A 22,630-nucleotide genomic window follows, 5' to 3' on the forward strand; every position below is an offset into this window, starting at 1 on the left:
GCCCAATAGCCTAATAGCCTAATAGCTAATAGGCCCCCCTCCTGGAGAGGAGGGCTGGAAACGTCCTCATGATGATGGAGAGGTCCATCACGAGGGACCTGTTCTTGATGTAAAAGAAGTCGTACTGGATGTTCTCCTCGAGGGGGAGGTCTTTCCTGCCGATGACCTGCCACAGGCCCGTGAGCCCCGGTTTTACCACGAGGCGTTTCTTCTCCCACTCCTTGTACTTCTCGACGATAAACGGCATCTCCGGGCGCGGCCCGACGATGCTCATGTCCCCGGCGATGACGTTTATCAGCTGCGGGAGCTCGTCTAGGCTGAACTTCCTGAGGAACTTCCCGATCCGGGTGATCCTGTCGTCCACGGCGCTCTTCGGGGAGCGGGCGTAGGTGGCCGCCTCCGTTTGCATCGTCCTGAACTTCATGATGTTGAACTCCCTGCCGTTCAGCCCGACCCGCCTCTGCTTGAAAAGGATGGGCCCCTTCGAGTCGATCTTTATCAAGGCCATTATGATAAGCCAGATGGGCGTCGTGAAGACTATGCCGAAAATCGAGATGAATATATCCATCGCCCTCTTGATTATGGAGTATCCCCACGTCGGCCCCTCCCCCTTGAGGTCCACCACGGGGAAGTCGCCGAGCATGTCTATCACGGTGCCGTCCGATATGACGTCGAAGATATCGGTCACGATGTGGAAGTACACACCCCCCTTTGTGCACGAAGATATTATGTCGAGGATCTTATGGTGGTTGATGTTCGGGAGGGCGAAAAAGACGTCGTCGATGTCGTGCTCCACCACAATATCCATAATATCGTCCTCCCCCCCAAGCACCGGGATACCGCTGACCTTCTTCCCCCACTTCTTTTCGTCCTTGTCCACGAACCCCACCACCCTGTATCCCACCTCTCTGGAATCCTGGAGCTTCTGAACCGCGCGGATCCCGCTCTCCCCCGCACCCACCACCAAAGTCCTTACAATCCCGATCCCCCTCTCCCACATCCTCTCCTCGACGAACCGGATTATGACCCTCGAGATGCTCAAAAAGAGGAGACTGAAGCCGAACATAAATATGACGACAGACCTTCCGAAGTCAAGATTCTTAAACAAAAACGAAAGCGACATGCTGACGAGAAGCCCGAGGAGGGAGGCCTTGACCAGGAGATTAAACTCGGTGATGACGGAGAGTTTGCTCGTCCTCCTGTAGAGGCCGAAAAAGGCGCACGTCACAACCCAGCCCGTAACCATAATGGGGGTGGAATATAGATAGACGGAAAATGCGTTTATCGTCTTTGGGAAGTAGAAGGCCAGGTAGTATCTTAGCCAGTAGGCGCTGAACCAGGAGATTGTCAGAAAGGCGGCGTCCATAAGGACGAGGAAAAAGATCAATATTTTTCTCGCCCACCTCTTCCTCTTGGTCAAAGGCGAAACAAGCCTCGATGACTCGCCTGCCCCTTTTTTCGGCCCTTTGCCGCCAGATTTATCGCCGCTATCTCTCGTTTGTTTCAACGATAAGCTCCCTTATTTTTTTCTTGACGACCTTGCTCTCTGGATAGAGGTCAAGGACCGACAGGTAGTGAGAGAGCGCCCCCTCCCTGTCACCCTTGGCCTCTAAAAGCTGCCCCAAACCCCAGTGGGCCGGGAGGTTGTCGGGATTGATCTCTATCGCCTTTTCAAGCGCCTCTTCCGCCCCCTCCCTGTCTTTTAACATGGCCTTACATCTCCCCAGGGAGGCGTACTCGGCGGAAGCGGGGGCGCCCTCCCCGATCGACTTCAACAGGAGCTTTTCGGCCTCCTCAAAATCCCCGGCGCCCATCAAAGCTTGTGCCCGCTCGAAATATGTGGGTGTGTATTCCGGACGATCTTTACATGCATACAGCCCCACGGCGTTACCCCTGACGTAGAAGGTATCAATCAGGTCAAGACAATCGAAGGTCTCTGGATAGAGCCTCTCTATGTAAACCAGCCCGTTCTTGCTGTCGATAAGAAGGTGCGTGGTACCCGACTCCTTGAACCTCTCGCACGGGGTCTTGCTCTTCGGCTTTGTAAAGGTCATGTAGATATGTCTCAGGTCGTTCTCTATGGTCAACGGATGGGCGTACGGGCCCGAGACAACCGCGTTTTCATTCACGAGGCGGGCGAGCTCCCTTGACGTATTTACCAGCGTGTAGTGGGGATTTTCCGCCCACCGCCAGCAGATAGCCCCCTGGTAGTAGAGGAAAAACGCCATCGACGCCACGATAAAGGCGACTCTTATCTCCCTCCTCACAGCAAGCTCCCCCTCCTTTCTCTCTCCGGCCCGGTCTATCAGGTAAATCGCCGCTATAATCAAAAGCGAGAGGATAAGGGATATCGAGAGGAGGAGATAGAACGAGCCGAAGAACTTGATAAGGGCGCTGAACCGCGCCACGGCCTCTGCGGAGAGCCTAAACCCCACGGCAAAGGTAGTAAAGTTGCTTATCAGGTAGGAAAATACTATCAGGATAACCCTGAATACGAGAAATAGAAGCCAGGAGAGGAGAATGAAATAGTAGCCGTATCCGAAGTCCCTTTTTTCCTCGGGCGAAAGGAGGCGGGCGCACGTCATCCCCGCGAGGATAAACAGCGGCGGCATCAGGAAGAGGAAGTACCTCGGCGGGGCGTACTTGAAGAGGATCGTGTAGAAGGCGCCGAAGACCGCCCACGCGAGAATTACCACCTTCATCACGTCCTTCCCGTCTTTGAAGTTGAGCCTCTTCGCAAATAAGTCCCTTACAAAGACTATGATGTATGAGTAGGCCAACAGCGAGACCACGGGAAGGTACCGGGTTATCCCGCCGCTCTCGCCTATGTTGAAGAAGTAGACGAGCAATCCGTCGCCGAAGATGTCTCCTTTCAGGTGGGCCTTCACCCTGGCCAACGCTATGTCCAAGGGCGAGAGGTTGAAAAGCTTGCCGACGAACAACACAAGGGCAATTCCTGCGGCGGCGATCGCCAACAGCGTCACCACCCTGATGACTCTTGTTCTCCTCCCCTCCCCCTCCCCGAAGAAGAGAAGGATGTGCCCTATCAGGAATGCGGGGACGAGGGCCACGGCGATCACCCGGACGTACAGGACGGCAATGAAGATCACAGCCCAGGAGAAGATGAAAAAGAGGCGCCTCTTCGTGCCGAGAAACCAGAGCCACGCAGAGACCAGCATGTAGAGGATCATCGCAGTGTAGATGAGGGGGATCCTGTTGTACATAACAAAGAATGTGGTGAAGGCCCAGAAGAGAGAGGCGAAAAGGGCGGTCGTTATGTCGTCGTCCCGTTTGGGCAGATCCTTTACAATCAGAAAGAAGAAGACGAAGCCCAATAGGCTGATTGCGGCGGTTATCAGATTCAGCTGGGCGTACCCCACGCCGAAGAGGAGAAGGAACGGCAGATACAGGAGGTAGTAGCCCGGGGCGTTCCAGATGCCCGAGATGGGCTTCAGCCCCCTCCCCTTGACGAAGTTTACCGCGGGCTCGATGTAGTAGGACGCGTCGGTGCTCGGCCCCTGAGACCACGACAGGTCGAAGGGGGCGTCGGCCCTTGGGTGAATCATCCTGACCATGGCCGAGGACAGCAAAAATGCCACGAAGATAAAAAGGAGGATTTTCTTTCTGTTAACGCTCATGGTATATAAACAAACCGGTTCATTTTTTCAAGCCTCTCTTCAACCTCTCCAGGATCACCCTCAATATAAAGAGGGGATTGCCGACGACGTAGCGGTAGAACATCCTCCTCGGCTGGAGGAGGAGGCGGAAAAACCACTCGAGCCAAAGGGTCATCATCCACCTCGGCGCGCGCTTGACGCTGCCCGATATGAAATCGAAGCACGCCCCGCCGGTGAGCGCAACCCTCGCGTCTATCCTCTCCCAGTTATCCTTGAGCCATCTCTCCTGGGCCGGCATCCCGAACCCAACGACCAGAATGTCCGGAGACACCCTGTTTATCCCCTCTATCACCGCATCGTTCTCTGCGCCATTTTCCTTATCGAAATAGCCGTTTCTCGTTCCCACAACCTTTAGGGCCGGAAATCTCCCGACAAGCCTCTCCGCGGCCGCCCTCGCGACCCCCTCCTCCGCCCCCAGGAAGTAGAAGGAAAAACCCTCGGCCTCCATGTAGGCCGAAAGGTCCCACATCCAGTCGGCGTAGGTTATCCTCTCGGGGATATCATGCCCGAGTATCTTTGCCCCCAGCATCACCCCGTGGCCGTCGCAGAAGACTATCTCGGCGCTGTTCAGAAGCTCCTTCATGAAGGGGTGCTTGAGCGCCTGGTTTATCGCGTTGACGTTGACGTTGAGGACGAGCTCCTTTCGCCCTTCCCTGATTATTGCGCCTATCTCCCGGTTCAGCTCCCCCGTGGTCAGGGGATTCACCTTTATGTCGAGGATTCGTATTTCTTCCATATCGTCAAAATATCAATATGACCACCCCCAAATAACACCGCCCTTTAACACCGCCATCCCCCAAAAACATCCCCTCAATCCTAAAAACACCCCCCCTACCTTTATAACATATTTTCACCACGATCGCCACTGTTTCCAGGTGCAGCCCGCTCGTGGGGATTTGTTTATACCGACAGCGACGGGGACTTCAGCGAATCCTGTCGAGGTCGCCCCTGAACGTGACCTTGATGTTCTCCGGGCTTCCGGGGACTATCCTGACCTTCTTTCCCATCCTGAGGACCAGCCCCGCATCGTCCGTGGCGTCGGTTATTCCGTCCGAAAGGGCGGCCCGGTGCCCCTCCATGATGAGATCGTACATAAAAACCTGGGGGGTCTGGACCGAGAAGAGTTTCTCCCTCGGTACGTAGCTCTCGATAAAGAGGTCTTTGGATAAGACGGACGAGTCCGTGGCGCCTACTCCTACGGCCGCGGCCCCGAAGCGTCTTGCCTCTTCGACCGCCGCAGTCACGGTTTCGGGGGCGATAATCGGCCTTGCCGCATCGTGGATGAGGACTATGTCCGCTCCGCCCATCTTTTCGATTGAAAGAAGCCCGTTGAAGACGGAGGCCTGGCGGGTCTCGCCTCCCGTGACAAACAGTATATTCCTGTCTGTCAAGCCGAACTCCACGATAAGCTCCCGGGCAAGCCCTATATACTCCTCCTTTACCGGAACGGTGATTCCGGAGAGGACGCCGGCGTTAAAGAGGGCCTTCAGCGTCTTGACCAGGATCGGAACGCCGCCAACCCTTATGAACTGCTTCGGGAGCTTTCCGTCGATTGAAATCCCGCCCTCCCCCTTTATCCCGGAGTCGGCTATTCTGCTCCCGCTCCCCCCGGCGGGAACTATCCCCCATATCCTTTCCGCCGTCATCTCACCATTCCCCTCTTCAGCATGAAATTCCACGCCGTCCGAACGACCCCCGCGAGGTCGCCGAACTCGACCTCCCAACCCAGCTCCTTTTTTATCTTTTCGGAAGACGCCACGAGCACCGGCGGGTCTCCGGGGCGCCTGTCTCCGACCGTGACCTTTATCTCCCTTCCCGTAACCTTCCGGCAGACGTCGATCACCTCCCTTACCGAGTAGCCCTTTTCGCTCCCCAGGTTGAAGGCGGCCGGCCCGCCCCCTCCCTTGAGATGCCTGTAGGCGAGGACGTGGGCGGAGATCAGATCGAAGATGTGGATGTAGTCCCTGATGCAGGTGCCGTCCGGGGTGTTGTAGTCCTCCCCGAAGATCGTAATCTCGTCTCTTACGCCCCCGGCCGTCATAAGGGTTAAGGGAATCAGGTGCGTCTCCGGATCGTGACGCTCCCCCAGCTCCTCCTCGGGGTCCGCTCCGGCGGCGTTGAAATATCTGAGCGAGACGTACCTTAATCCGTACGCCGCGGCGTAGTCTTCCATCGCCCTCTCGAAGATGTATTTTGTCACGCCGTACGGATTTACAGGATTTCTCGGGTGGGCCTCCGAGATGGGAACCTCGACCGGCTCCCCGTAGACGGCGCAGGTGGACGAGAAGATGATCTCTTTGACGCCCGCATCGAGCATCGCCGAGAGGAGGTTCAGCCCCCCCACGACGTTATTTATATAATACTTTTGGGGATTCTCGACCGACTCGCCCACGTAGCAGTGGGCCGCGAAGTGCATCACGGCGTCGATTTCGTGCCTCTCAAAGACGGCCTGGATATCGCCCTTGTTTCTCAGGTCTCCCTCGATGAAATCTTCGCACAAAACGGCGTCCCTGTACCCGGTTATCAGGCTGTCAAACACGACCGGGTTTATCCCTTCCGCCATCAGCCGCTTTACGGCGTGACTCCCGATATATCCCGCTCCACCCACAATCAGCACGTTCTTCATAGGCTTATCCCCGCCCTCAGTATATCGTGGATGTGAATCACCCCCTTGGGTCTCCCGTCGTCGTCCCTTACGACGAGGGACGTTATCGCCATATCCTCCATTATCCTCAGTGCCTCCGCCGCGAGCTTCTTTTCGTCGACCCCCTTTGGATCCCTGACCATAAGCTCCGCAACCCTCTTGTCCAGGGGATCGGCCACCTTCTGGAATATGCGCCTCAGGTCCCCGTCGGTGATCAACCCGGTAAGCCTCCCGTCCTTATCTATGATTGTTGTCATCCCGAGGCCCTTCGATGTCATCTCGTATATGGCGTCCTTTAAGATTACGTCCTCGTTCACCACGGGAATCTCCTCCCCTTTGTGCATAAGGTCGGACACCTTCAAGAATATCCTCCTGCCGATGGAGCCCTCCGGATGTCTTCTGGCAAAATCCTTGAGGTCGAAGTTACGCATCTTCAGAAGGGCCACCGAGACGGCGTCCCCCAGAGCCAGGGCCGCCGTGGTGGACGATGTCGGGACGATGTCCCAGGGGCATGCCTCCTTCTTGACACCCACGTCCAGCACCACGTCGCTTTCCCTTCCCAGGGTGGACTTGACCTCCCCCGTCATTCCGATGATCTTGACGCCGGCCCACCTAAAATACGGGAAAAGCTTCAAGACCTCCGCCGTCTCGCCGCTGTGGGAGAGGGCGATCACCAGGTCATCCGGCGTGACGACGCCAATATCCCCGTGGAGCCCCTCGGCCGGGTGGAGGTAAAAGGCGGGGGTTCCGGTGCTCGACAGGGTGGCGCATATCTTTCTCGCCACGAGGCCGGACTTACCCATCCCAGTGACTATCACCCGCCCCTTCACATCGAAGATGAGCCTTACCGCCGTCTCGAACTCATTCCCGATCTTGTCGATCAGGTCGCCTATCGCATCCCGCTCGATCTTAAGCACCCTCTTCCCCTCCGCTATCGCATCGATCCGATCGTTCGCATCAACCTTATCGGAAGTGTCCCTTGTCCCTTTCATTCAAAAACCCCTTTTCAACTCACGAAAATACTCGTCAAACTTAGCGGCGATCCCCTCCCACGAAAACCTCTCCCCGGCGTCCCTCATCCCCCTCGATACGATCCTCATCCTGAAGTCGTCGTCGCCATGAATCTTCATGACCGCCTCGGCGATCGCCTCGGGCGACCGCTCCTCGACCAAGATCCCGTTTTCGCCGTCCTCTATAATATCGACTATCCCCCCCACCGCGCTCCCGACAACGGGGACCCCCACGGCCATCGCCTCCATGAGGACCGTCCCAAGCCCCTCCGTCTCGCCGGTGTCCATCACCACGGACGGGAGGACGAATACGTCGCTCCCGGCAAGGAGCCTATGCACCTCGTCCTGGTCGACCTCGCCTATGAAATCGACGCAGTCCTCAAGCCCCAGACTCCCCGTGTGTCCTACAAGCCTCTCCCTGTAGGGGCCGTCCCCCACGAGGATGAGCCTTGCTTCCGGTATTTTCTCCCTTATCAGCGCCAACGCCGAGAGCAGGTACTCCTGCCCCTTAAGGGGTATCAAGCGTCCCACGCTGATTATCCTTGTTTCGTCCTTCCCCTTCCTCTTTTCCCCTTTGCCAACTCCCCCCCCCTTCCGCCGACCGCCCTTGAAAAGAGCTCTATGTCTACGCCCATGGGGATTACCTTTACATCCACCCCGGGGGCGAGGGTTTCTATCCTCTCCTTGGTGGCCGTGCTGTTTGCCGTAACCGCCTCGGCCCTCCTCACCACAAGGCGAAAAAGAGACCTCATCAGCAAACCGAAGGCGCCCCGAAACCTGATGTTCACGTCGGAGCCGTGAAGCGTCAACACGAACCTGACCCGGGCCAACACCGCCGCGATCCCCTGGGGAATGAGCCAGTGGGCGTTTACGATGTCTGCTCCTTTAGCCATCCTCCTTAAATGTATCGACTGGGCGACGACGAAGGGGACAATCAGGAGAAACCTTAAGGGATTTTTCCTGACGTTGTTTATCATCCCCTGCCCGTAGGCCAGCGTCTCCAGGCCCTCCGGCCATGCGTATCTGAACCTGAAAACCTCGACCCCGCACATCGTCTCGCGCTTGGGGGTGCCGCCGATATGGGGCGCCAGCACCATAACATCATGTCCGATCTCAACAAGCGCCCTCCCGAGATTCAGGAGGAATACCCCCGCCCAGTCCCCCTGCCATCTGGGAAACGAGCTGGCAACAATCAAGATTTTCAATCTCTCCCCCCGCCTCATGTATGAACTACTTCAGGGACTTATTATACTCCATGTCGAACCACATCGCAAAGAAGAGCGATTGGAGTCCCGATATGAAGAGGAAGGCGGCAAAAAGCGCGCTCGTCGGGGCCACCCCGTAGTCGACAAAGCCCATGAGACCCAGAACCCTTATCACGATAAGGTACAGGCCGAACAGAGAGCCAAACGGCGTCAGCGTCAGGCCCAGGAGGTAGAAGAAGACGAGGGGGTGAAAATCGTAGATCACGTACTTCTTGGCCATCCTGGAAAAAAAGCCCCTTGTCAGGAGCCACAATATCGACGGGATGATCTTGAAGAGCCTTATTTCCGACCGCTCCCCTATGTCATAGACCGGCCTCACCTTGACGTCCTTGACCCTCGCGTTCACAACGTTTAGCTTGATGAGCATGTCGTTGGGCATCCCGTAGCGGGGATAGATGTCGTCTATGTCGATCAACTCGAGGATTTTTCTGTTTATCGCCGTGTACCCGCTCTGGGAGTCCACCACGTGCCAGTATCCTGAGGCGACCTTCGTCAAAAGGGAGAGGGTTGAGTTGCCCAGATAACGAACCTTGGGGATCTTCTCCCAAGAGCCTCCCATGAAGAGCCTGTTCCCCTTGGTGTAGTCCGCCTCGCCATCGATCACCGGGTCCACAATCGCCGGGAGGTCCGCCGGGTCCATCTGGTTGTCGCCGGCCATCACAACGGCAACGTCGGCGCCGACTTCAAGGGCCTCCCTGTAACCCCTTGCTATGGCGCCCCCAACGCCGAGGTTTGCGGGAAGGGAGGCCAGCCTCACTTTGCCCCTGAATCGGCCCCTGTACCCCTTAATGCGCCCGACCGTGTCGTCGTCGCTGTTGTCGTCAACGACAACCGCCCAGTCCACAAAGGCGGGAAGCCCGTCGAGGACATCCGTTATCAGCCTCTCCTCGTTATGGGCCGGAATCACCACGCATATCTTCTTTTTCTTCCTCACTTAAACCTCAACCGCACGCCCGAATGATCACGCCCTCTTTCTACTGATGATAATGAAATACGGGTAGAGGCGGGGCGAAAACAGCTTTATATCATAGTTGAGTTCGTCAAATACCCCTTCATATCTTGGGTCAACGCGCATAAGGGTATCAGCTTCGGCTCTTTAACATATTCCTATCAATCGAAAACAATTTCCCCTTCTCCTCTCCAATCACACCACCCAACAAACAGTCGGATAGTCTTAAAATCGACCAAGAACTAAACGACAGGAGATGTTGCTAAGAAGGAATGAACAGTTTATATCAGAAACGGGCGGCTATTTCAAGCCTTTACTTGGAACGATTGCCTGTGGAGAGCTTATTGTCGACTGTATCTATGAGCCTGTCGATGTCCTCCACGTCCTCCCTCTTGGTCTTTTCGGTAACCGACTCCTTCGCCCTCGTCAGGGCATCAATCGACTCGGTGAGCCTCCCCTGTCTGTAGAGGACAAGCCCGATCCCGTAGTACGCCTCCGCCCTTGCCCCGCCCATCTTGAGCACCGTCTCGAATTCGGCAACCGCCTCGTCGTACTTCCCAAGAGCGAGGAGATTGTGGCCCCAATTTAGCCTCGGCCAGACGACGTCCGGATAGCGCCTGATAAGTGACTTGAATATCTTTTCCGCCTCTTCATATTCCCCGAGCTGCATAAGGGAAAAAGCGAGGTTTTCCTTGAGGTCGGGAACGAATCCAACGATCGCCCCGGCCATATTCAGGATCGCCTTGTTTGCCGGCCACATCTTTCTCGTGATGAAATAATTGGAAAGGGCCCTGAAACTTATCGAATAGTAGTCTTTGTATATGTTGTCGGCCAGAAACTCCCCGCCCCTCGACGAGAGCTCCCTCTGGATGAACGTGTGGAATCTGCCGAGATATTCGATGAAATACTCCCTGTAGAACTCGTCGTCGGCCGCCTCGATTTCCCCTTCCGTAAGGAGCCTGAAGAAGAATACCTCGGGGACTATATATTTGGAGACCTTCTCGACAATCCTGACATCGGGCCCGATATATATCTTTCTGTCATCGATATTCGCCTTGATAAGGGCGCCCAGATACGGGATTGCGGTTTCAGACTCGTAGGGTATATCCGGGACTTCGATTCTGGGGAACCTCCCGGCCGTAACCCTGTTGAAGTATTTCGGCTGAAATATATCGCTGAAGGGGACTACCGTTACGTCCTCCCTCAGTCTCTCTATATCTTGATAGTAGTAAAATATGGGCCAATATATCGAGGTAAGGGCGAGGGAGTCGTACTCAAACCGCATGTAATCGGCAAAGACTATGTTGTGGGCCGCGTAGTAATTAGATTTGTCGAGGGATCTGTAATCCTTGAGGAGGGAAAAGACCACGAAGGAGAGGGCAGTGACGAGGAGTATCCTCCTGAAATTGATCTTTATCTTTTTAAAGCCCGCCAGGTATTCCCCGATGAAATATATGCCCGCCCCGCCCAGTCCCATTACGACCAAAAACGACGGGATGTAAACCGTCCCCCCCTTCCAGTACCACACAAAAAATGAGATGTGGCCCAGGAAGAAGAGGAAAAGGAGAATAGAGACGCGCCAGTCCCTCCTTATTGCCACGTAGAGGCCCACAAGAGACGCCACCGGCCACAAGTAAGTCAGCTCCCTTACCATGACCTTGAGAAAGACCAGGATTTTTTCCGGAAGGTCGCCCCAGGAGACGGCAAAATGGTAAGCGGTGTCTTTCCTGTCCGTAATTAGAATGAGGAACTGCTCAAGGGTCTCGGGATTACCCCAGTCCATCCGCGGGTCGGCGAGGGACCTTATCGGAAGATACAAAAAAGAGGAGAAACCGAGTATAAAAAAGAAGATTGAGAGCACGAAGTCGGAACCCCTCAGCCTCCCCTTGAAGTTCAACAACACAAAGACAAGGAGCGCCGGCAAAAAGAAGGCCACCGTGGCGTGGATCCCCGCCGACAGCCCGTAGAGGAAGGTGCCGGCGAAGAGATAACGTCTGTCCCACGTATTCTTCCACCTCAAGGTGAAGATTAGTATTCCGCCGGCGGCGGCCCCCATCCCCGCGTAGACCTCCGCCGCAACGGAGCTTTCCCAGAGGGAATACGAAAAGGCGAAGGCCAGGGCCGTTATCGAGGAGAAGCACAAGCCCCAGTTGTCCTTCCTGCCGCCGAGGGTGACAATCAGCTCTTTGATCAGGAAAAAAAGGGTTACCGACGCCAAGGCGCCCATCACTGCCGACAGGAGGTTCACCTTGAACGGGATCGATCCCATCGGGAGGTAGGTCATGAGGTTTGCCAGCGGCATGTACGTCGGGAATCCCGCGGGGTGGGGAATGCCGAGGGAGAAGGCTACGTCCACGAACTCGGCTGAATCGCGCCAGTAGACCGCCGGACATAGGGTAATGACGTAGATGAAGATCGCCGAGAAAAAGATAAGATGGGGAAGGTTATTTACAAAGAAATTTTTAAATCTGCCCGGTAGGTTCATATCAAAAGGCCAAAGGATTAAAAAAAGGGGCAGAATTTTTTCAAATTCCGCCCCAGAGTTGAAACCCTACTTCATAAAACTTCGAAATTAATCGGAAACACAGGTTCTTGCGGTATCCGATACGTCGTCGAAGCGGTTGCAAGGTTCACGTGCATCTTCGTGCTCCAACCACTGGTCCAGGGTAGGATCCCTGTCGATATTTCCGGAAGCCGAAGCGGTAAAGCCGTACGAAGAAACTGCCACTATATACCACGAGTAGTATTTGGGAGCAGATGCCGGCTCAAAACCAATGTTCGGGGCCTCGCCGGCATTTCCCGGGCCACCACCCTCACCAGCATCCTCAAACACATTCTCCGTCGCAAAGTAGGCGAGCTCCGCCTCATATATACCCGTCAGGAGCGTCCGTGCCTCGGACTGCTTTGACTTTGCCTGAAACTTCAGGAAGTTAGGTATGGCAATAGCGGCCAGGATTGCGATAATGGCAACAACGATCATCAACTCGATAAGGGTAAAACCCTTCTTATCTCTGATCTTTCTTAGCATTTTCTCACCTCCAATCCACCAAAAGATTTGTATATATAGTAGTGCAATATGTGTGCCAATGCAACAAAAAAGTAACCTTCACCCAAAAGTTTCCAAACCATTGAATTTATTAGAGAAAAATTTGAGGCCCGGATTCGTTCATCATCCTTTCGACCCTGAAAAAAGTTACGTAGTTGCAAAACGACAAAGTTTATTTGCAAATAAGCAAATTCCCCTACTTGATGTCGTATTTTTCTATCTTCCTCAAGAGGACCCAGTAGCTGGTCCCCAAGATCCTCGCAGCCTCCTTCTTCTTTCCGCCGGCGCGATTTAACGCCTGAACGATCAGCTTCTTCTCAATATCTTCAATATAATTCTCCATTGAAAAACCGTTTGTAAAAAGATCTCGGCCCTTTTCCAACTCGGAGCCGTCAAATACCTTTTTCATTGAGAGGGACAGGCTCTCCGGAAGAACAATATTTGAAGACTCCAGGGCCACGGAGCGCTCTATGATATTCTCAAGTTCCCTGACGTTTCCGGGAAACGAGTACTCCTTTAAAACATCCATTGCATAGGAGGATATTTTCATGATCTTTTTCCTCTGCTCCAGAGAGAACTTCTCCATAAAATGGTGCGCAAGAATCGGGATATCCTCCTTTCGGTCTTTTAAGAGGGGAAGCTTTATCTCGATTACATTCAGGCGATAATAGAGATCCTCTCTGAACCTTCCGGCCATGATCTCCTTTTCCAGCTCCTTATTCGTGGCGGCGATTATCCTGACATCGACCGAGATGTCTTCCGTGCCGCCGACCCTCTTGAAGGTGCGTTCCTGGATAGCCCTCAACAGCTTCACCTGAATCGAGGGCGTCAGCTCCCCCACCTCGTCCAGGAAGATGGTTCCCGTGTCGGCGACCTCAAAAAGCCCCTCCTTGTGGGTAACGGCGCCGGTAAAGGCGCCCTTGACGTGTCCGAAGAGATCGCTCTCCAGGAGGTTTTCCGGTATTCCGCCGCAGTTTATCACGACAAAGGGCTTATTCTTCCGGCCGCTCTTGTTGTGTATGGCTCTTGCGACCAGCTCCTTTCCGGTCCCGCTCTCACCGGTAATCAATATATTGGTCTTTGTATCGGCCACCCTGTTAATCAGGGAGAAAACCTTGAGCATCTCGGAACTGATCCCTATGATGTTCTCAAAGCTGTACTCCTTTCCAAGCTCCCGCCTCAGGAGTATGTTTTCCCGCTCAAGCCTCCCCTTATCGAGAGCGTTTCCGATGATTACCTTTATCTCATCCACGTTAAAGGGCTTCAATATGTAGTCATACGCCCCCTCCTTCATCGCCTCCACGGCGCTCTCTGTGGAGGCGTAGGCGGTGATCATAATCACCATCGTCTCGGGGTGTACCTCCTTTACGCCCTTCAATACCTCCGTGCCGCCTATCCCCGGCATCATTATATCGGTTATGACCAGATCGTATATCTTGGACTCCACCAAGGAGAGCGCCTGCTTCCCATCCACCGCCAGGTCAACCTCATAACCCTCTTTTTTAAGCATTATATCGAGAAAGTTCCTCATGCTCGGCTCATCGTCAACCACGAGTATCCTTGAGACCTTTACCGCTCTTTCTTCTTCCATTTTTTTCAAAGCCTGAAAAACAAAGATTTAATCTCTTACCATCTCCAAAACATCCACCTTTATCGAGCCTATCAGCGAGACGATATCAAAAAGCGAGCTCCTTCCCCCCTCCGAAAATTTTATATGAGTCGGGTCGGCCGGGAATTGCCCGAAGGTCGCGTCGACAGGAATCCACCTTCCCAGATACACCTCGTTCCACGCGTGGAAGAAAAAGCCGTCAAGCCCTTCTGAATAGACGATCCCGGAGACCACCTTGGCGGGTATCCCCCTGGCCCTCAAAAGGGCCGCCAAGAGGTAGGCGTGGGACTCGCACTCCCCCTCGAGGGTATTCAGGGCGTCCAGGGCCGACGTTGCGTCAACCATCTTCTTTTCAACGTTTTCAAACACCCAATCGAGTATCTTCTCGGCGTCCTTGACGGGGTCTTTCCCGTCGCCCGCAATCTCCTTTGCCTTTGCGACTATAAGCCTGTTGTCGCTCTCGACATCGATGGACGGCAGGAGATATTCCTTCACATCATCGGGGAAATCACCGTACTTGACGGGCGCGGACTCCTCAACCTCCCCCCTTCTCATGGTAAATATATATCCCATCCTGTCATCCGGCCCCTCCAGCGACTGAAAGTCGCCCGTCAGGGCGGACGATGTCTTTGGAAAATTGTCTATCTTCACCCTAAGGAGCTTTAAGCCTTCCGGATTTTTTATCCTCTTGTCCGAGGGCACGAGGGCGATCTCGAGTATGTCGCCGTATGTAATCCCGGCGCCGTCAAGGTCCTGCGCCTTCTCCTTATCGGTAAGCTTTGCCTCGAACCTCTCCAACGTGATCTCCTTTACCACCCTGCCGTCAATCCCCACCCAGGATGTCGATTTGTACCCCTCTATCTTGGTCTCCACCTTGAAGAGTTTCGATTTCTCACCACCGACGACAACCTCCTCGACACCCAGAACCTCGACCTCCATATCCTTTATGACCTTCAGATTTTCGATGAATACGCGGTATTTGAACTTCTGACCCGGGACAAAACCAGTGCCCTTGGCCGCATTCATCGCCTCCTCTATCGCTATATAGGTGAGGGCCACGGAGGGGTAGATATTTTGGTCAGCGGAGAATTTGATATGCTGCTCCCCTCCCCCGGAGTGAAAATCCACTAAAATATAATCTCCGCTCCTGATTCCCTCGATGAGAACCCCGTGGGAGAGAACGGTCATACGATACATGAAGCCGAGCAGATCCCGGTCTTCATCGGCCGTCAGAAAGGCCTCTCCATATATATCGTTTACTACCGGCCCCTTCTTCTCATCAAATATGAAGACAACCGCTCCCTCCTCTACAATCCTTACGACCTCCCTGTCGCCAAGGAGACCCTTCGTCACACGGATATGGTCGTAGCCCGCCTTCATATCCAAGAGGTACGTGGAATACCAATCGTCGGCCACCGTCTCCATCTCCCGGTAGCCTTCAAACTCCCTCTCGTACTTGGTCGTCCCAGAACAGAAAAGAAGCCCGAATGACAGCAATATCAATGTAAAAAATCCGATTATCCTTTGTCTAAACATTTTTCCCTTCCATAATCTTGCCGTCCTTAAAGACGGTTTTCCCCTTGACCATCGTCAGCCTGACCCGGCCCCTCATCTTCCACCCCGAAAACGGCGTGTTCTTGCTTTTCGAGAAGAGTTTTTCGGGATCAACCACCCACTCCTCATCAGGATCTATGACCGTAACGTCCGCATCCCCACCCTTTTTCAGTACCCCGCCCGATATCCCGAGGGCACAGGCGGGATTTACCGTCAGCTTCTTTATCATCTCTGAGAGCGTCAGCCTCTTTTCATGAACGAGCCTGAGAGAGAGGGGAAGGAGGGTCTCGAGGCCGACCATCCCGCTCATGGCAAAAGGAAACTCCACCTCCTTATCCTTCCCGGCGTGGGGGGCGTGGTCGGAGGCGATGACGTCGATCGTCCCGTCGACAATCCCCTCGATCACTTTGAGCCTGTCCTCCTCGGTTCTGAGTGGGGGATTGACCTTTGCGTTGGTGCCGAGTTCCCTCACGGCCTCCTCCGTCAGCGAAAAATAGTGGGGGCAGGTCTCCGCGGTTACGTTTATTCCCCTTGCCTTCGCCCCCCTGATTATCTTAACGCCCCCTGCACAGGTCACGTGGGCCACGTGAAGCCTCGCCCCAGTGATCTTAGCCAAAGTGACGTCCCTCATTATCATTATCTCCTCGGCGGCGGCGTTGTTCCCGGCAAGGCCGAGCGCCTCCGACACCTTCCCCTCGTTCATAACGCCGCGGTCGACGAGCGTCATATCCTCCGAGTGGGTTATCACGGGAAGGTTAAATCTCTTCGCCCCTATCATCCCCCTCCTCATCAGCCCGGAATTTGAGACAACATTCCCGTCGTCCGACAGCGCGAAGACCCCGGCCCCCTTCAGCTCTTCCGGATCGGTTAGGAGTTCCCCCGAAAGCCCCTTCGTCACCGCCCCCACCGGACAGACCGTGACCACCCCTCCTTCTCTCGCCCGCTCTAATATATACTTCGTGACCTCTCCGCTGTCGTTTACGGGATTTGTGTTCGCCATGCAGAAAACCGTAGTCACGCCGCCAGCCGCCGCAGACCTTGTCCCGGTGGCGATGGTCTCCTTGTATTCGTAGCCGGGCTCCCTGAGGTGCGTGTGCACATCGATAATCCCGGGGGAGACAACCATCCCCGCCGCATCGTACACCACAGCACCCTCCACGATCTCTCCCGGCTTCAGGAAGTCGATGACCACCCCCCCCTCCACCAACAGCCCTCCGGGACCCTCATAATCCCCGCCGGGATTGACTATCGTTCCCCCGCTGATGAGAATCCTCGTCATATTAAACGTCCCTCAAAAGGAGTTGAAGGCCCACCCCGCCCGCCCAACCGCAAATAGAATAAAACCGCTGTTTTACCCCCACACCCCCAAGATGAAAAAACCCCCCTTATAAAGGGAGGCATTCAAAATAGTTGGATAAGTAGAAGACAGACACCTTGCCATCTGCTCTCTACATGTTGCTTTCTTCTATATGAAAACTAAAGACATGGCTAAACTTATCGGGGATGAAGACCACCTCCACATCATAATCCATTATTATCGTGGTTTTTTTACCTCCCATCGACTTTTTGATCTCGATCTCCCCCTCGAGAGGATCGCTGCTTATCGCCCTTACTTTTCTCGGAAGCGCTCCCTCGATACAGCTCTTCGGCTGGTTACGACAATCGATGGCCAATTCCTTGACTATCTTCTTGACCCTGAACCAGTCGTAATAGGGCTTTGCCACCTTGAGTCCCCCATAGCCTATCGCCGCAATTATTAGGATTATTACAAGCGTCTTGAATCTGGTTGCGCCCCGCTCCCCCGATAACAGCGATCTTATTCTATTTTTCATAATCCCTCTAAAACAAAAACAGTTAAATAATAACGATCAAACTATAAATCAACCACTTCTACCTTAATATCATTTAATTAGTGATGTGTCAAATCATTTTTTTAGTCGGAAGAGCGAAGAAATCCGATCCTGTTTAACCGGATATCCCGGAAAATCCCTCTAGCCGGGTTCGTAGACCAGTAGATAAAAACGACCTTGCCCTTTATCTCGCCCGACGTAATGAACCCGAAAAACCTGGAATCCATGGTTACGTCCCTCCTGTCGCCCAGGAGGAAATAGGAATCGGCGGGGACGATAAACGGCCCCAGGTTGTCCCTCTCGGAGATACTCCCGGGATAAAGTTTTTCGTCGCTCAAGGTCACGTACGGCTCACGGATAGGTTTCCCATCGATGAATACCTTTTTATCGACGATCTCCACGGTATCTCCGGGAACTCCCACAACCCTGAGCACCGATGACGTCCCGGCGCCGTCATCCTCCCGGGCCTCCTTCTCGAAGAAGACTATATCCCCCCTCTTCGGCTTTTTTATCTCGAAGGGCCTCCCCCCTATCGGAACGGAAAGGTTATACGAAGCGCTGCCGACGAGGACGTAGTCGCCGCTCTTGAGGCCCGGCTCCATCACAGGCGAGGTTATCAAGACGTTGTCGAAGAGGAGGACATATAGAAAAAAAACGAGGATAAAGAGTGCCGCTGTACCATAAAAGCCGATGTCTTTGTCCCCAAGTTTTCTAAACATCTATTCTTATTATTCGGTATTCTATTTATTCAGGAGGATATCGCCCAGCCTGCTCCAGCGGATGTTTTTGATCCGCTCGACAATCCCCCCGGAGGTTATGTCCCATGACCAGTAGATTATCACGGCGTTGCCCACAAGCTCCGACTTCTTGACGTAGCCCCAGTATCTCGAATCCCTGCTGTTGTCGCGGTTGTCGCCCATCATGAAATACGAGTCGGCCGGCACGGTAACCGCGCCGAAGTTGTCTCTTGGCCCCGCGATGCCGGGAAAAACCGCCAAGTCGTCAAAATGGGCGGCCTCAACCACATACTTCTCCCCGTTCACATAGAGCAGTTTGTCCCTTATCTCTATCTCATCGCCGGGAAGCCCTATGAGCCTCTTTATGTAGTGAACCCGCCTGTCGTTCGGATATTCGAACACGATTATGTCGCCCCTCTCCGGCTCCCTTATGGGGAAGAGCTTCACATCGCTGAACGGCACCCTCGTTCCGTAGATGAACTTGTTGACCAGTATCTGATCGCCCCTCAAGAGCGTGGGGATCATGGAGCCGGAGGGTATCTTGAATGCCTGGATGATAAAGGCCTTTATTACGAGGGCGAGGACGAGGGCGAAGATGATCGCCTCGGCATACTCCCTGAAGGTGCTCCTGTTTAAGTTCCTCTGAACCTTATTTTTTTCCCTGCCATTTGCGGAACCACTCATTACAATTTACCTCATCTAAAAATGTCATTTACGGCCTTTTAGGAGAACATCGCCCAGCCTGCTCCAACGGATGTTCTTGATCCGCCCGAAAAATCCCCCCGAGCTTATGTCCCACGACCAGTAGATTATCACGGCGTTGCCCACCAGCTCCGATCCCTTGACGTATCCCCAGGACCTCGAATCGCTGCTGTTGTCGCGGTTATCGCCCATCACGAAATACGAGTCGGCCGGCACTGTAACCGCATCGAGGTTATCCCTGTGCACGGCGATTCCTGGTATAATTGTGGGGTAGTCATAATGGGCGCTTTCGACCTCATACCTCTCCCCGTTCACATAGAGAAGTTTGTCTCTTATCTCTATTACATCTCTGGGAAGTCCTATGAGCCTCTTTATGTAGTGAACCCGCCTGTTGTTCGGATATTCAAAAACGACTATTTCGCCCCTCTTCGGCTCCCTTGCGGGGAAGAGCTTCACATCGCTGAAGGGAATTCTCGTTCCGTAGGTGAACTTGTTGACCAGTATCTGATCGCCCGCGACCAGCGTTGGAATCATTGAACCCGAGTCCACCTTGAACGTCTGTACGATAAACGCCTTTATTACAAGGGCAATGACGAGGGCAAATACGATCGCCTCGATATAATCCCTCAGGGCGCTCCTGTTTGACCTGGCATTAACCTTTTCTTCGCCCCGACCGTCCCCGGAACTTCTCATCTTTACTCGCTTTTAAAAGATTGGCGGCTTCCCGCTTCAATCAACAAGATGTTTGAATTTCCTTCTCCGCTATAAAAATAGGCCTATCGACTTATCGACTATTTGACGGCTCCCCTCCAATGGCTTCCCTCCGCCCGAGATATTCACTCAGCCCGTCCCTCCAAACCCTCATCGTAACTCCCGTGTCCGTCTTTACCTTCGTCATGTCAAAGACGGAGTTTTTGGGCCTCTTCGCCACGACCCTGCCCGCCCCCTTGACGTACTCCTCGGTTGTTACGGGGACGAGATCCACATCCATTCCGGTAAGCTCGAATATCTCCCTTGCGAACCGGTACCACGATGTGCTCCCGCCGCCGCTTATGTGGTATGTGCCGGACAGCGAGAGCTCGATCATCCTGCCTATTGCCTCGGCGAGGTGGAGGGCGTATGTGGGGCTTCCGACCTGATCGTCCACGACCCTGAGGGTTTTTCCCGCCCCTGCCAGATTGAGCATCGTCTCGACGAAATTTTTGCCGTACGGCCCGAAAAGCCACTGGGTCCTTATTATCAGGGCCCCGGGGTCCATAGATCTCGTAAACTCCTCCCCTGCGAGCTTTGTGCAGCCGTAGTAGTTGACCGGCTCCGGCTCGTCGTCCTCCCTTATGGGGACCAATTTTTCGCCGTTGAAGACGTAGTCTGTGCTGATATACACCGTCCTCGCGCCGACCTTCGCCGCCGCCTCCGCCACGTTTTTCGCCCCGACGGCGTTTATCTCGTAGGAGAGCTCCCTCTCGACCTCAGCCCCGTCCACGTCGGTGTACGCAGCGCAATTGACAATATATTTGAACGGACTATCCCCGGCCGCCACCGCCACCTTCTCTTCCACGTCCTCAAGCCTCGTTATATCGATCTCGTCGATATCCCAGGCCAGGACCCTGTGTTCGAAGGGGGGTTTTGAGAGGGTGTCAACCAGGTCCCTCCCGAGCATCCCCCTTGCCCCTATCACCAGCAGATCCACGATATTTTACTCTAACTTGCCATAGAGTTTAAGATAATAGTCCTGATACTTGCCGCTCTTGATCTCCTCCCACCAGCTTCGATTGTCCCTGTACCAGGAGACCGTATCGTTCATCGCCTTCTCGAAATCGTATTTAGGCTTCCAGCCGAGCTCGGAGGTGATCTTCGAGGAATCGATGGCGTACCTCTTGTCGTGGCCCGGGCGGTCCTTGACGAAGCGGATCAGCGACTTCGGCTTATCCAGCGCCTTCAGGATACGCTCGGTTATCTCGAGGTTCGTCCTCTCGTTGTTCCCGCCGATGTTGTAGACCTCCCCCGGTTTACCCTTTTCCATCACCGCCTCGACGGCCCTCGAGTGATCGAGGGTGTGAATCCAGTCCCTGATGTTCATCCCGTCGCCGTAGACGGGCAGGGGCTTGTTCTCCATGGCGTTTGTGATAAAAAGAGGTATAAGCTTTTCCGGAAACTGGTACGGGCCGTAGTTGTTCGAGCAGCGGGTGACTATAACGGGAAGGCCGTACGTCTTGTGATACGCCAGCGCCAGGAGATCGGCCGAGGTCTTGCTCGCCGAGTAGGGGCTTGTGGGGTCGAGGGGGGATTCCTCCGTAAATAGCCCCTCAGGACCCAGGGAACCGTAGACCTCGTCGGTGGATATCTGGATGAATAGCTTTACGTCGTTTTCTCTGGCTATCGAGAGGAGGATGTTCGTCCCCAGGACGTTTGTCCTGATGAAGGTGTTTGGATCCATTATGGAGCGGTCGACGTGGGACTCGGCGGCGAAGTTTATCACGACGTCGATCCCATCCTTCATCACTCTTTCGACCGCCGCGCCGTCCGCGATGTCCCCCTTGACGAAGCTGTATCTGGGATCGTCCTCGACGTCCTTCAGGTTTGCGAGGTTTCCCGCATAGGTGAGGGTGTCGAAGTTTACGACCTCGTAATCCTTTCCCTTCCCAAGGATATACAAAATAAAATTGGAGCCTATGAATCCGGCTCCCCCCGTAACCAGCAGTTTCATTTTACGATCCCTCCCAACGTATTTAAGCAGGCAAAATCACCGAAAAGCCATCAAGAGCCGAAATCCGCCTCGAAACAGGCGGATAAAGAAGTCCGTATTCGCCACCCGCCCGATAATGAGATTATGTCCTCCTTAATAAAACTACTCCCGTCCCGCCATAGGAATGCCGCCACGCCCCAAGATTGCAGCCACTCCCCACACATAATACTGCTGCTACCCATCCCCCCCATTCACAATATCTCCACCACCATTATTTATAATATTGCCTCTTCTCCTCATTCATAATATTGCCTCCACCCCTAAATATTGCCGCCCCCACTAAAAGATTGCCTCCACCCCCCAAATATTGTCCACTCCCCCAAATATTGACCTTCCCTCCCTCACAACCCGACACAGCGGAACCCGCCTACCTGTCAACCCTGCCCCAGTCGTAGGGGATATTGTTATCGTGGGCGGGGAGCCTGTACTCGTCCGGCTCCTCCCGGTTGTATACCTCAGTGGGGACGTTTATGACGACGGCCTCGGTCTCGGATATACACTTGAATCCGTGATAGACGCCGGGGGGAATCTTTACGAGAAGCTGGTTATGCTCGCCCATAAAGATCTCCATAACCTCCCCTTTTGTCTTGCTCCCCTCCCTGTCGTCGAAGAGGACCACCTTCATCATGCCCTTGACGACGGTCATGTGGTCTGTCTGCAACTTGTGATAGTGCCACGCCTTCACAACGCCGGGATAGGCCGCTGTCAGGTACACCTGGCCAAATTTTTCAAAGATCTCGTCATCCGATCTCAATATCTCCATAAGCCGTCCCCTCTCGTCCGGGATGACCTTGAGCTCCTTGATCTTGACTCCCTCTATTTTCCTTATTGTTACCATGTT

Annotated in this window: 21 protein-coding genes; all 21 read right to left on the reverse strand. The window is 54.2% G+C overall.

The annotated features are described in order from the left end of the window. Positions 1–25: 25 nt before the first annotated feature. A complete protein-coding gene (locus JW984_04630) occupies positions 26–1,507 on the reverse strand; it encodes a sugar transferase (protein MBN1572465.1) in 1,482 nt (493 codons plus the stop codon). Then, complete coding sequence (locus JW984_04635; protein ID MBN1572466.1) at positions 1,488–3,638, reverse strand: tetratricopeptide repeat protein; 2,151 nt, start codon at positions 3,636–3,638, stop codon at positions 1,488–1,490. The genes JW984_04630 and JW984_04635 overlap by 20 nt, the downstream gene beginning before the upstream one ends. Positions 3,639–3,657: 19 nt before the next feature. After that, entirely contained in the window at positions 3,658–4,413 is a 756-nt protein-coding gene (locus JW984_04640) for a WecB/TagA/CpsF family glycosyltransferase (protein MBN1572467.1), read from the reverse strand. A gap of 187 nt (positions 4,414–4,600) precedes the next feature. Further along, a complete protein-coding gene (locus tag JW984_04645) occupies positions 4,601–5,323 on the reverse strand; it encodes a 2-C-methyl-D-erythritol 4-phosphate cytidylyltransferase (GenBank protein ID MBN1572468.1) in 723 nt (240 codons plus the stop codon). Further along, entirely contained in the window at positions 5,320–6,303 is a 984-nt protein-coding gene (gene galE / locus JW984_04650; protein MBN1572469.1) for a UDP-glucose 4-epimerase GalE, read from the reverse strand. Before galE ends, JW984_04645 begins: the two co-directional genes overlap by 4 nt. Beyond that, complete coding sequence (locus JW984_04655; protein ID MBN1572470.1) at positions 6,300–7,313, reverse strand: KpsF/GutQ family sugar-phosphate isomerase; 1,014 nt, start codon at positions 7,311–7,313, stop codon at positions 6,300–6,302. Before JW984_04655 ends, galE begins: the two co-directional genes overlap by 4 nt. Continuing rightward, on the reverse strand, positions 7,314–7,862 hold the full coding sequence (locus tag JW984_04660) for a glycosyltransferase family 4 protein (protein ID MBN1572471.1): 549 nt from the start codon (positions 7,860–7,862) through the stop codon (positions 7,314–7,316). It lies immediately after the preceding gene. Positions 7,863–7,867: 5 nt separating this feature from the next. Next, positions 7,868–8,536, reverse strand: a complete 669-nt coding sequence (locus JW984_04665) for a glycosyltransferase (protein ID MBN1572472.1) — start codon at positions 8,534–8,536, stop codon at positions 7,868–7,870. 25 nt (positions 8,537–8,561) lie between these two features. Then, entirely contained in the window at positions 8,562–9,530 is a 969-nt protein-coding gene (locus tag JW984_04670) for a glycosyltransferase family 2 protein (GenBank protein MBN1572473.1), read from the reverse strand. Positions 9,531–9,858: 328 nt separating this feature from the next. After that, positions 9,859–12,030, reverse strand: coding sequence for a DUF2723 domain-containing protein (locus JW984_04675; GenBank protein MBN1572474.1), 2,172 nt, complete (start codon positions 12,028–12,030; stop codon positions 9,859–9,861). A gap of 87 nt (positions 12,031–12,117) precedes the next feature. After that, positions 12,118–12,561: a prepilin-type N-terminal cleavage/methylation domain-containing protein gene (locus JW984_04680; protein MBN1572475.1), complete on the reverse strand. Its 444-nt coding sequence runs from the start codon at positions 12,559–12,561 to the stop codon at positions 12,118–12,120. 226 nt (positions 12,562–12,787) lie between these two features. Then, positions 12,788–14,182: a sigma-54-dependent Fis family transcriptional regulator gene (locus JW984_04685; protein MBN1572476.1), complete on the reverse strand. Its 1,395-nt coding sequence runs from the start codon at positions 14,180–14,182 to the stop codon at positions 12,788–12,790. A 27-nt stretch (positions 14,183–14,209) separates the two neighbouring features. Next, a complete protein-coding gene (locus JW984_04690) occupies positions 14,210–15,736 on the reverse strand; it encodes a transglutaminase domain-containing protein (GenBank protein MBN1572477.1) in 1,527 nt (508 codons plus the stop codon). After that, positions 15,729–17,033 carry a dihydroorotase gene (locus tag JW984_04695; GenBank protein MBN1572478.1) on the reverse strand — a complete coding sequence of 435 codons (1,305 nt, stop codon included), beginning with the start codon at positions 17,031–17,033 and terminating at the stop codon, positions 15,729–15,731. The genes JW984_04690 and JW984_04695 overlap by 8 nt, the downstream gene beginning before the upstream one ends. Before the next feature lie 169 nt (positions 17,034–17,202). Then, positions 17,203–17,586, reverse strand: coding sequence for a hypothetical protein (locus JW984_04700; GenBank protein MBN1572479.1), 384 nt, complete (start codon positions 17,584–17,586; stop codon positions 17,203–17,205). Positions 17,587–17,687: 101 nt separating this feature from the next. Next, positions 17,688–18,323, reverse strand: coding sequence for a signal peptidase I (gene lepB, locus JW984_04705; GenBank protein MBN1572480.1), 636 nt, complete (start codon positions 18,321–18,323; stop codon positions 17,688–17,690). Positions 18,324–18,344: 21 nt separating this feature from the next. Beyond that, on the reverse strand, positions 18,345–19,025 hold the full coding sequence (gene lepB, locus JW984_04710; GenBank protein ID MBN1572481.1) for a signal peptidase I: 681 nt from the start codon (positions 19,023–19,025) through the stop codon (positions 18,345–18,347). Between the two features lie 24 nt (positions 19,026–19,049). Beyond that, positions 19,050–19,736 carry a signal peptidase I gene (gene lepB / locus JW984_04715; GenBank protein MBN1572482.1) on the reverse strand — a complete coding sequence of 229 codons (687 nt, stop codon included), beginning with the start codon at positions 19,734–19,736 and terminating at the stop codon, positions 19,050–19,052. A 91-nt stretch (positions 19,737–19,827) separates the two neighbouring features. Then, positions 19,828–20,733: a dTDP-4-dehydrorhamnose reductase gene (gene rfbD, locus JW984_04720; protein ID MBN1572483.1), complete on the reverse strand. Its 906-nt coding sequence runs from the start codon at positions 20,731–20,733 to the stop codon at positions 19,828–19,830. A gap of 6 nt (positions 20,734–20,739) precedes the next feature. Continuing rightward, positions 20,740–21,750 carry a dTDP-glucose 4,6-dehydratase gene (gene rfbB, locus JW984_04725; GenBank protein ID MBN1572484.1) on the reverse strand — a complete coding sequence of 337 codons (1,011 nt, stop codon included), beginning with the start codon at positions 21,748–21,750 and terminating at the stop codon, positions 20,740–20,742. Between the two features lie 406 nt (positions 21,751–22,156). Then, the gene (locus JW984_04730) at positions 22,157–22,627 is read right to left on the reverse strand and encodes a dTDP-4-dehydrorhamnose 3,5-epimerase family protein (GenBank protein MBN1572485.1); all 471 of its coding nucleotides are present in this window, start codon (positions 22,625–22,627) and stop codon (positions 22,157–22,159) included. Positions 22,628–22,630 lie beyond the last annotated feature (3 nt).

Source organism: Candidatus Zymogenus saltonus, from assembly GCA_016929395.1.
Taxonomy (GTDB): Bacteria; Desulfobacterota; Zymogenia; order Zymogenales; family Zymogenaceae; genus Zymogenus; species Zymogenus saltonus.

Excerpts from the sequence above, each read along its gene's own strand:
- JW984_04635 (MBN1572466.1), bottom strand. The coding sequence starts at position 3,638 with ATGAGCGTTAACAGAAAGAAAATCCTCCTTTTTATCTTCGTGGCATTT.
- JW984_04640 (MBN1572467.1), bottom strand. The coding sequence starts at position 4,413 with ATGGAAGAAATACGAATCCTCGACATAAAGGTGAATCCCCTGACCACG.
- JW984_04645 (MBN1572468.1), bottom strand. The coding sequence starts at position 5,323 with ATGACGGCGGAAAGGATATGGGGGATAGTTCCCGCCGGGGGGAGCGGG.
- galE (MBN1572469.1), bottom strand. The coding sequence starts at position 6,303 with ATGAAGAACGTGCTGATTGTGGGTGGAGCGGGATATATCGGGAGTCAC.
- JW984_04655 (MBN1572470.1), bottom strand. The coding sequence starts at position 7,313 with ATGAAAGGGACAAGGGACACTTCCGATAAGGTTGATGCGAACGATCGG.
- JW984_04675 (MBN1572474.1), bottom strand. The coding sequence starts at position 12,030 with ATGAACCTACCGGGCAGATTTAAAAATTTCTTTGTAAATAACCTTCCC.
- JW984_04685 (MBN1572476.1), bottom strand. The coding sequence starts at position 14,182 with ATGGAAGAAGAAAGAGCGGTAAAGGTCTCAAGGATACTCGTGGTTGAC.
- JW984_04690 (MBN1572477.1), bottom strand. The coding sequence starts at position 15,736 with ATGTTTAGACAAAGGATAATCGGATTTTTTACATTGATATTGCTGTCA.
- JW984_04695 (MBN1572478.1), bottom strand. The coding sequence starts at position 17,033 with ATGACGAGGATTCTCATCAGCGGGGGAACGATAGTCAATCCCGGCGGG.
- JW984_04700 (MBN1572479.1), bottom strand. The coding sequence starts at position 17,586 with ATGAAAAATAGAATAAGATCGCTGTTATCGGGGGAGCGGGGCGCAACC.
- lepB (MBN1572480.1), bottom strand. The coding sequence starts at position 18,323 with ATGTTTAGAAAACTTGGGGACAAAGACATCGGCTTTTATGGTACAGCG.
- lepB (MBN1572481.1), bottom strand. The coding sequence starts at position 19,025 with ATGAGTGGTTCCGCAAATGGCAGGGAAAAAAATAAGGTTCAGAGGAAC.
- lepB (MBN1572482.1), bottom strand. The coding sequence starts at position 19,736 with ATGAGAAGTTCCGGGGACGGTCGGGGCGAAGAAAAGGTTAATGCCAGG.
- rfbB (MBN1572484.1), bottom strand. The coding sequence starts at position 21,750 with ATGAAACTGCTGGTTACGGGGGGAGCCGGATTCATAGGCTCCAATTTT.
- JW984_04730 (MBN1572485.1), bottom strand. The coding sequence starts at position 22,627 with ATGGTAACAATAAGGAAAATAGAGGGAGTCAAGATCAAGGAGCTCAAG.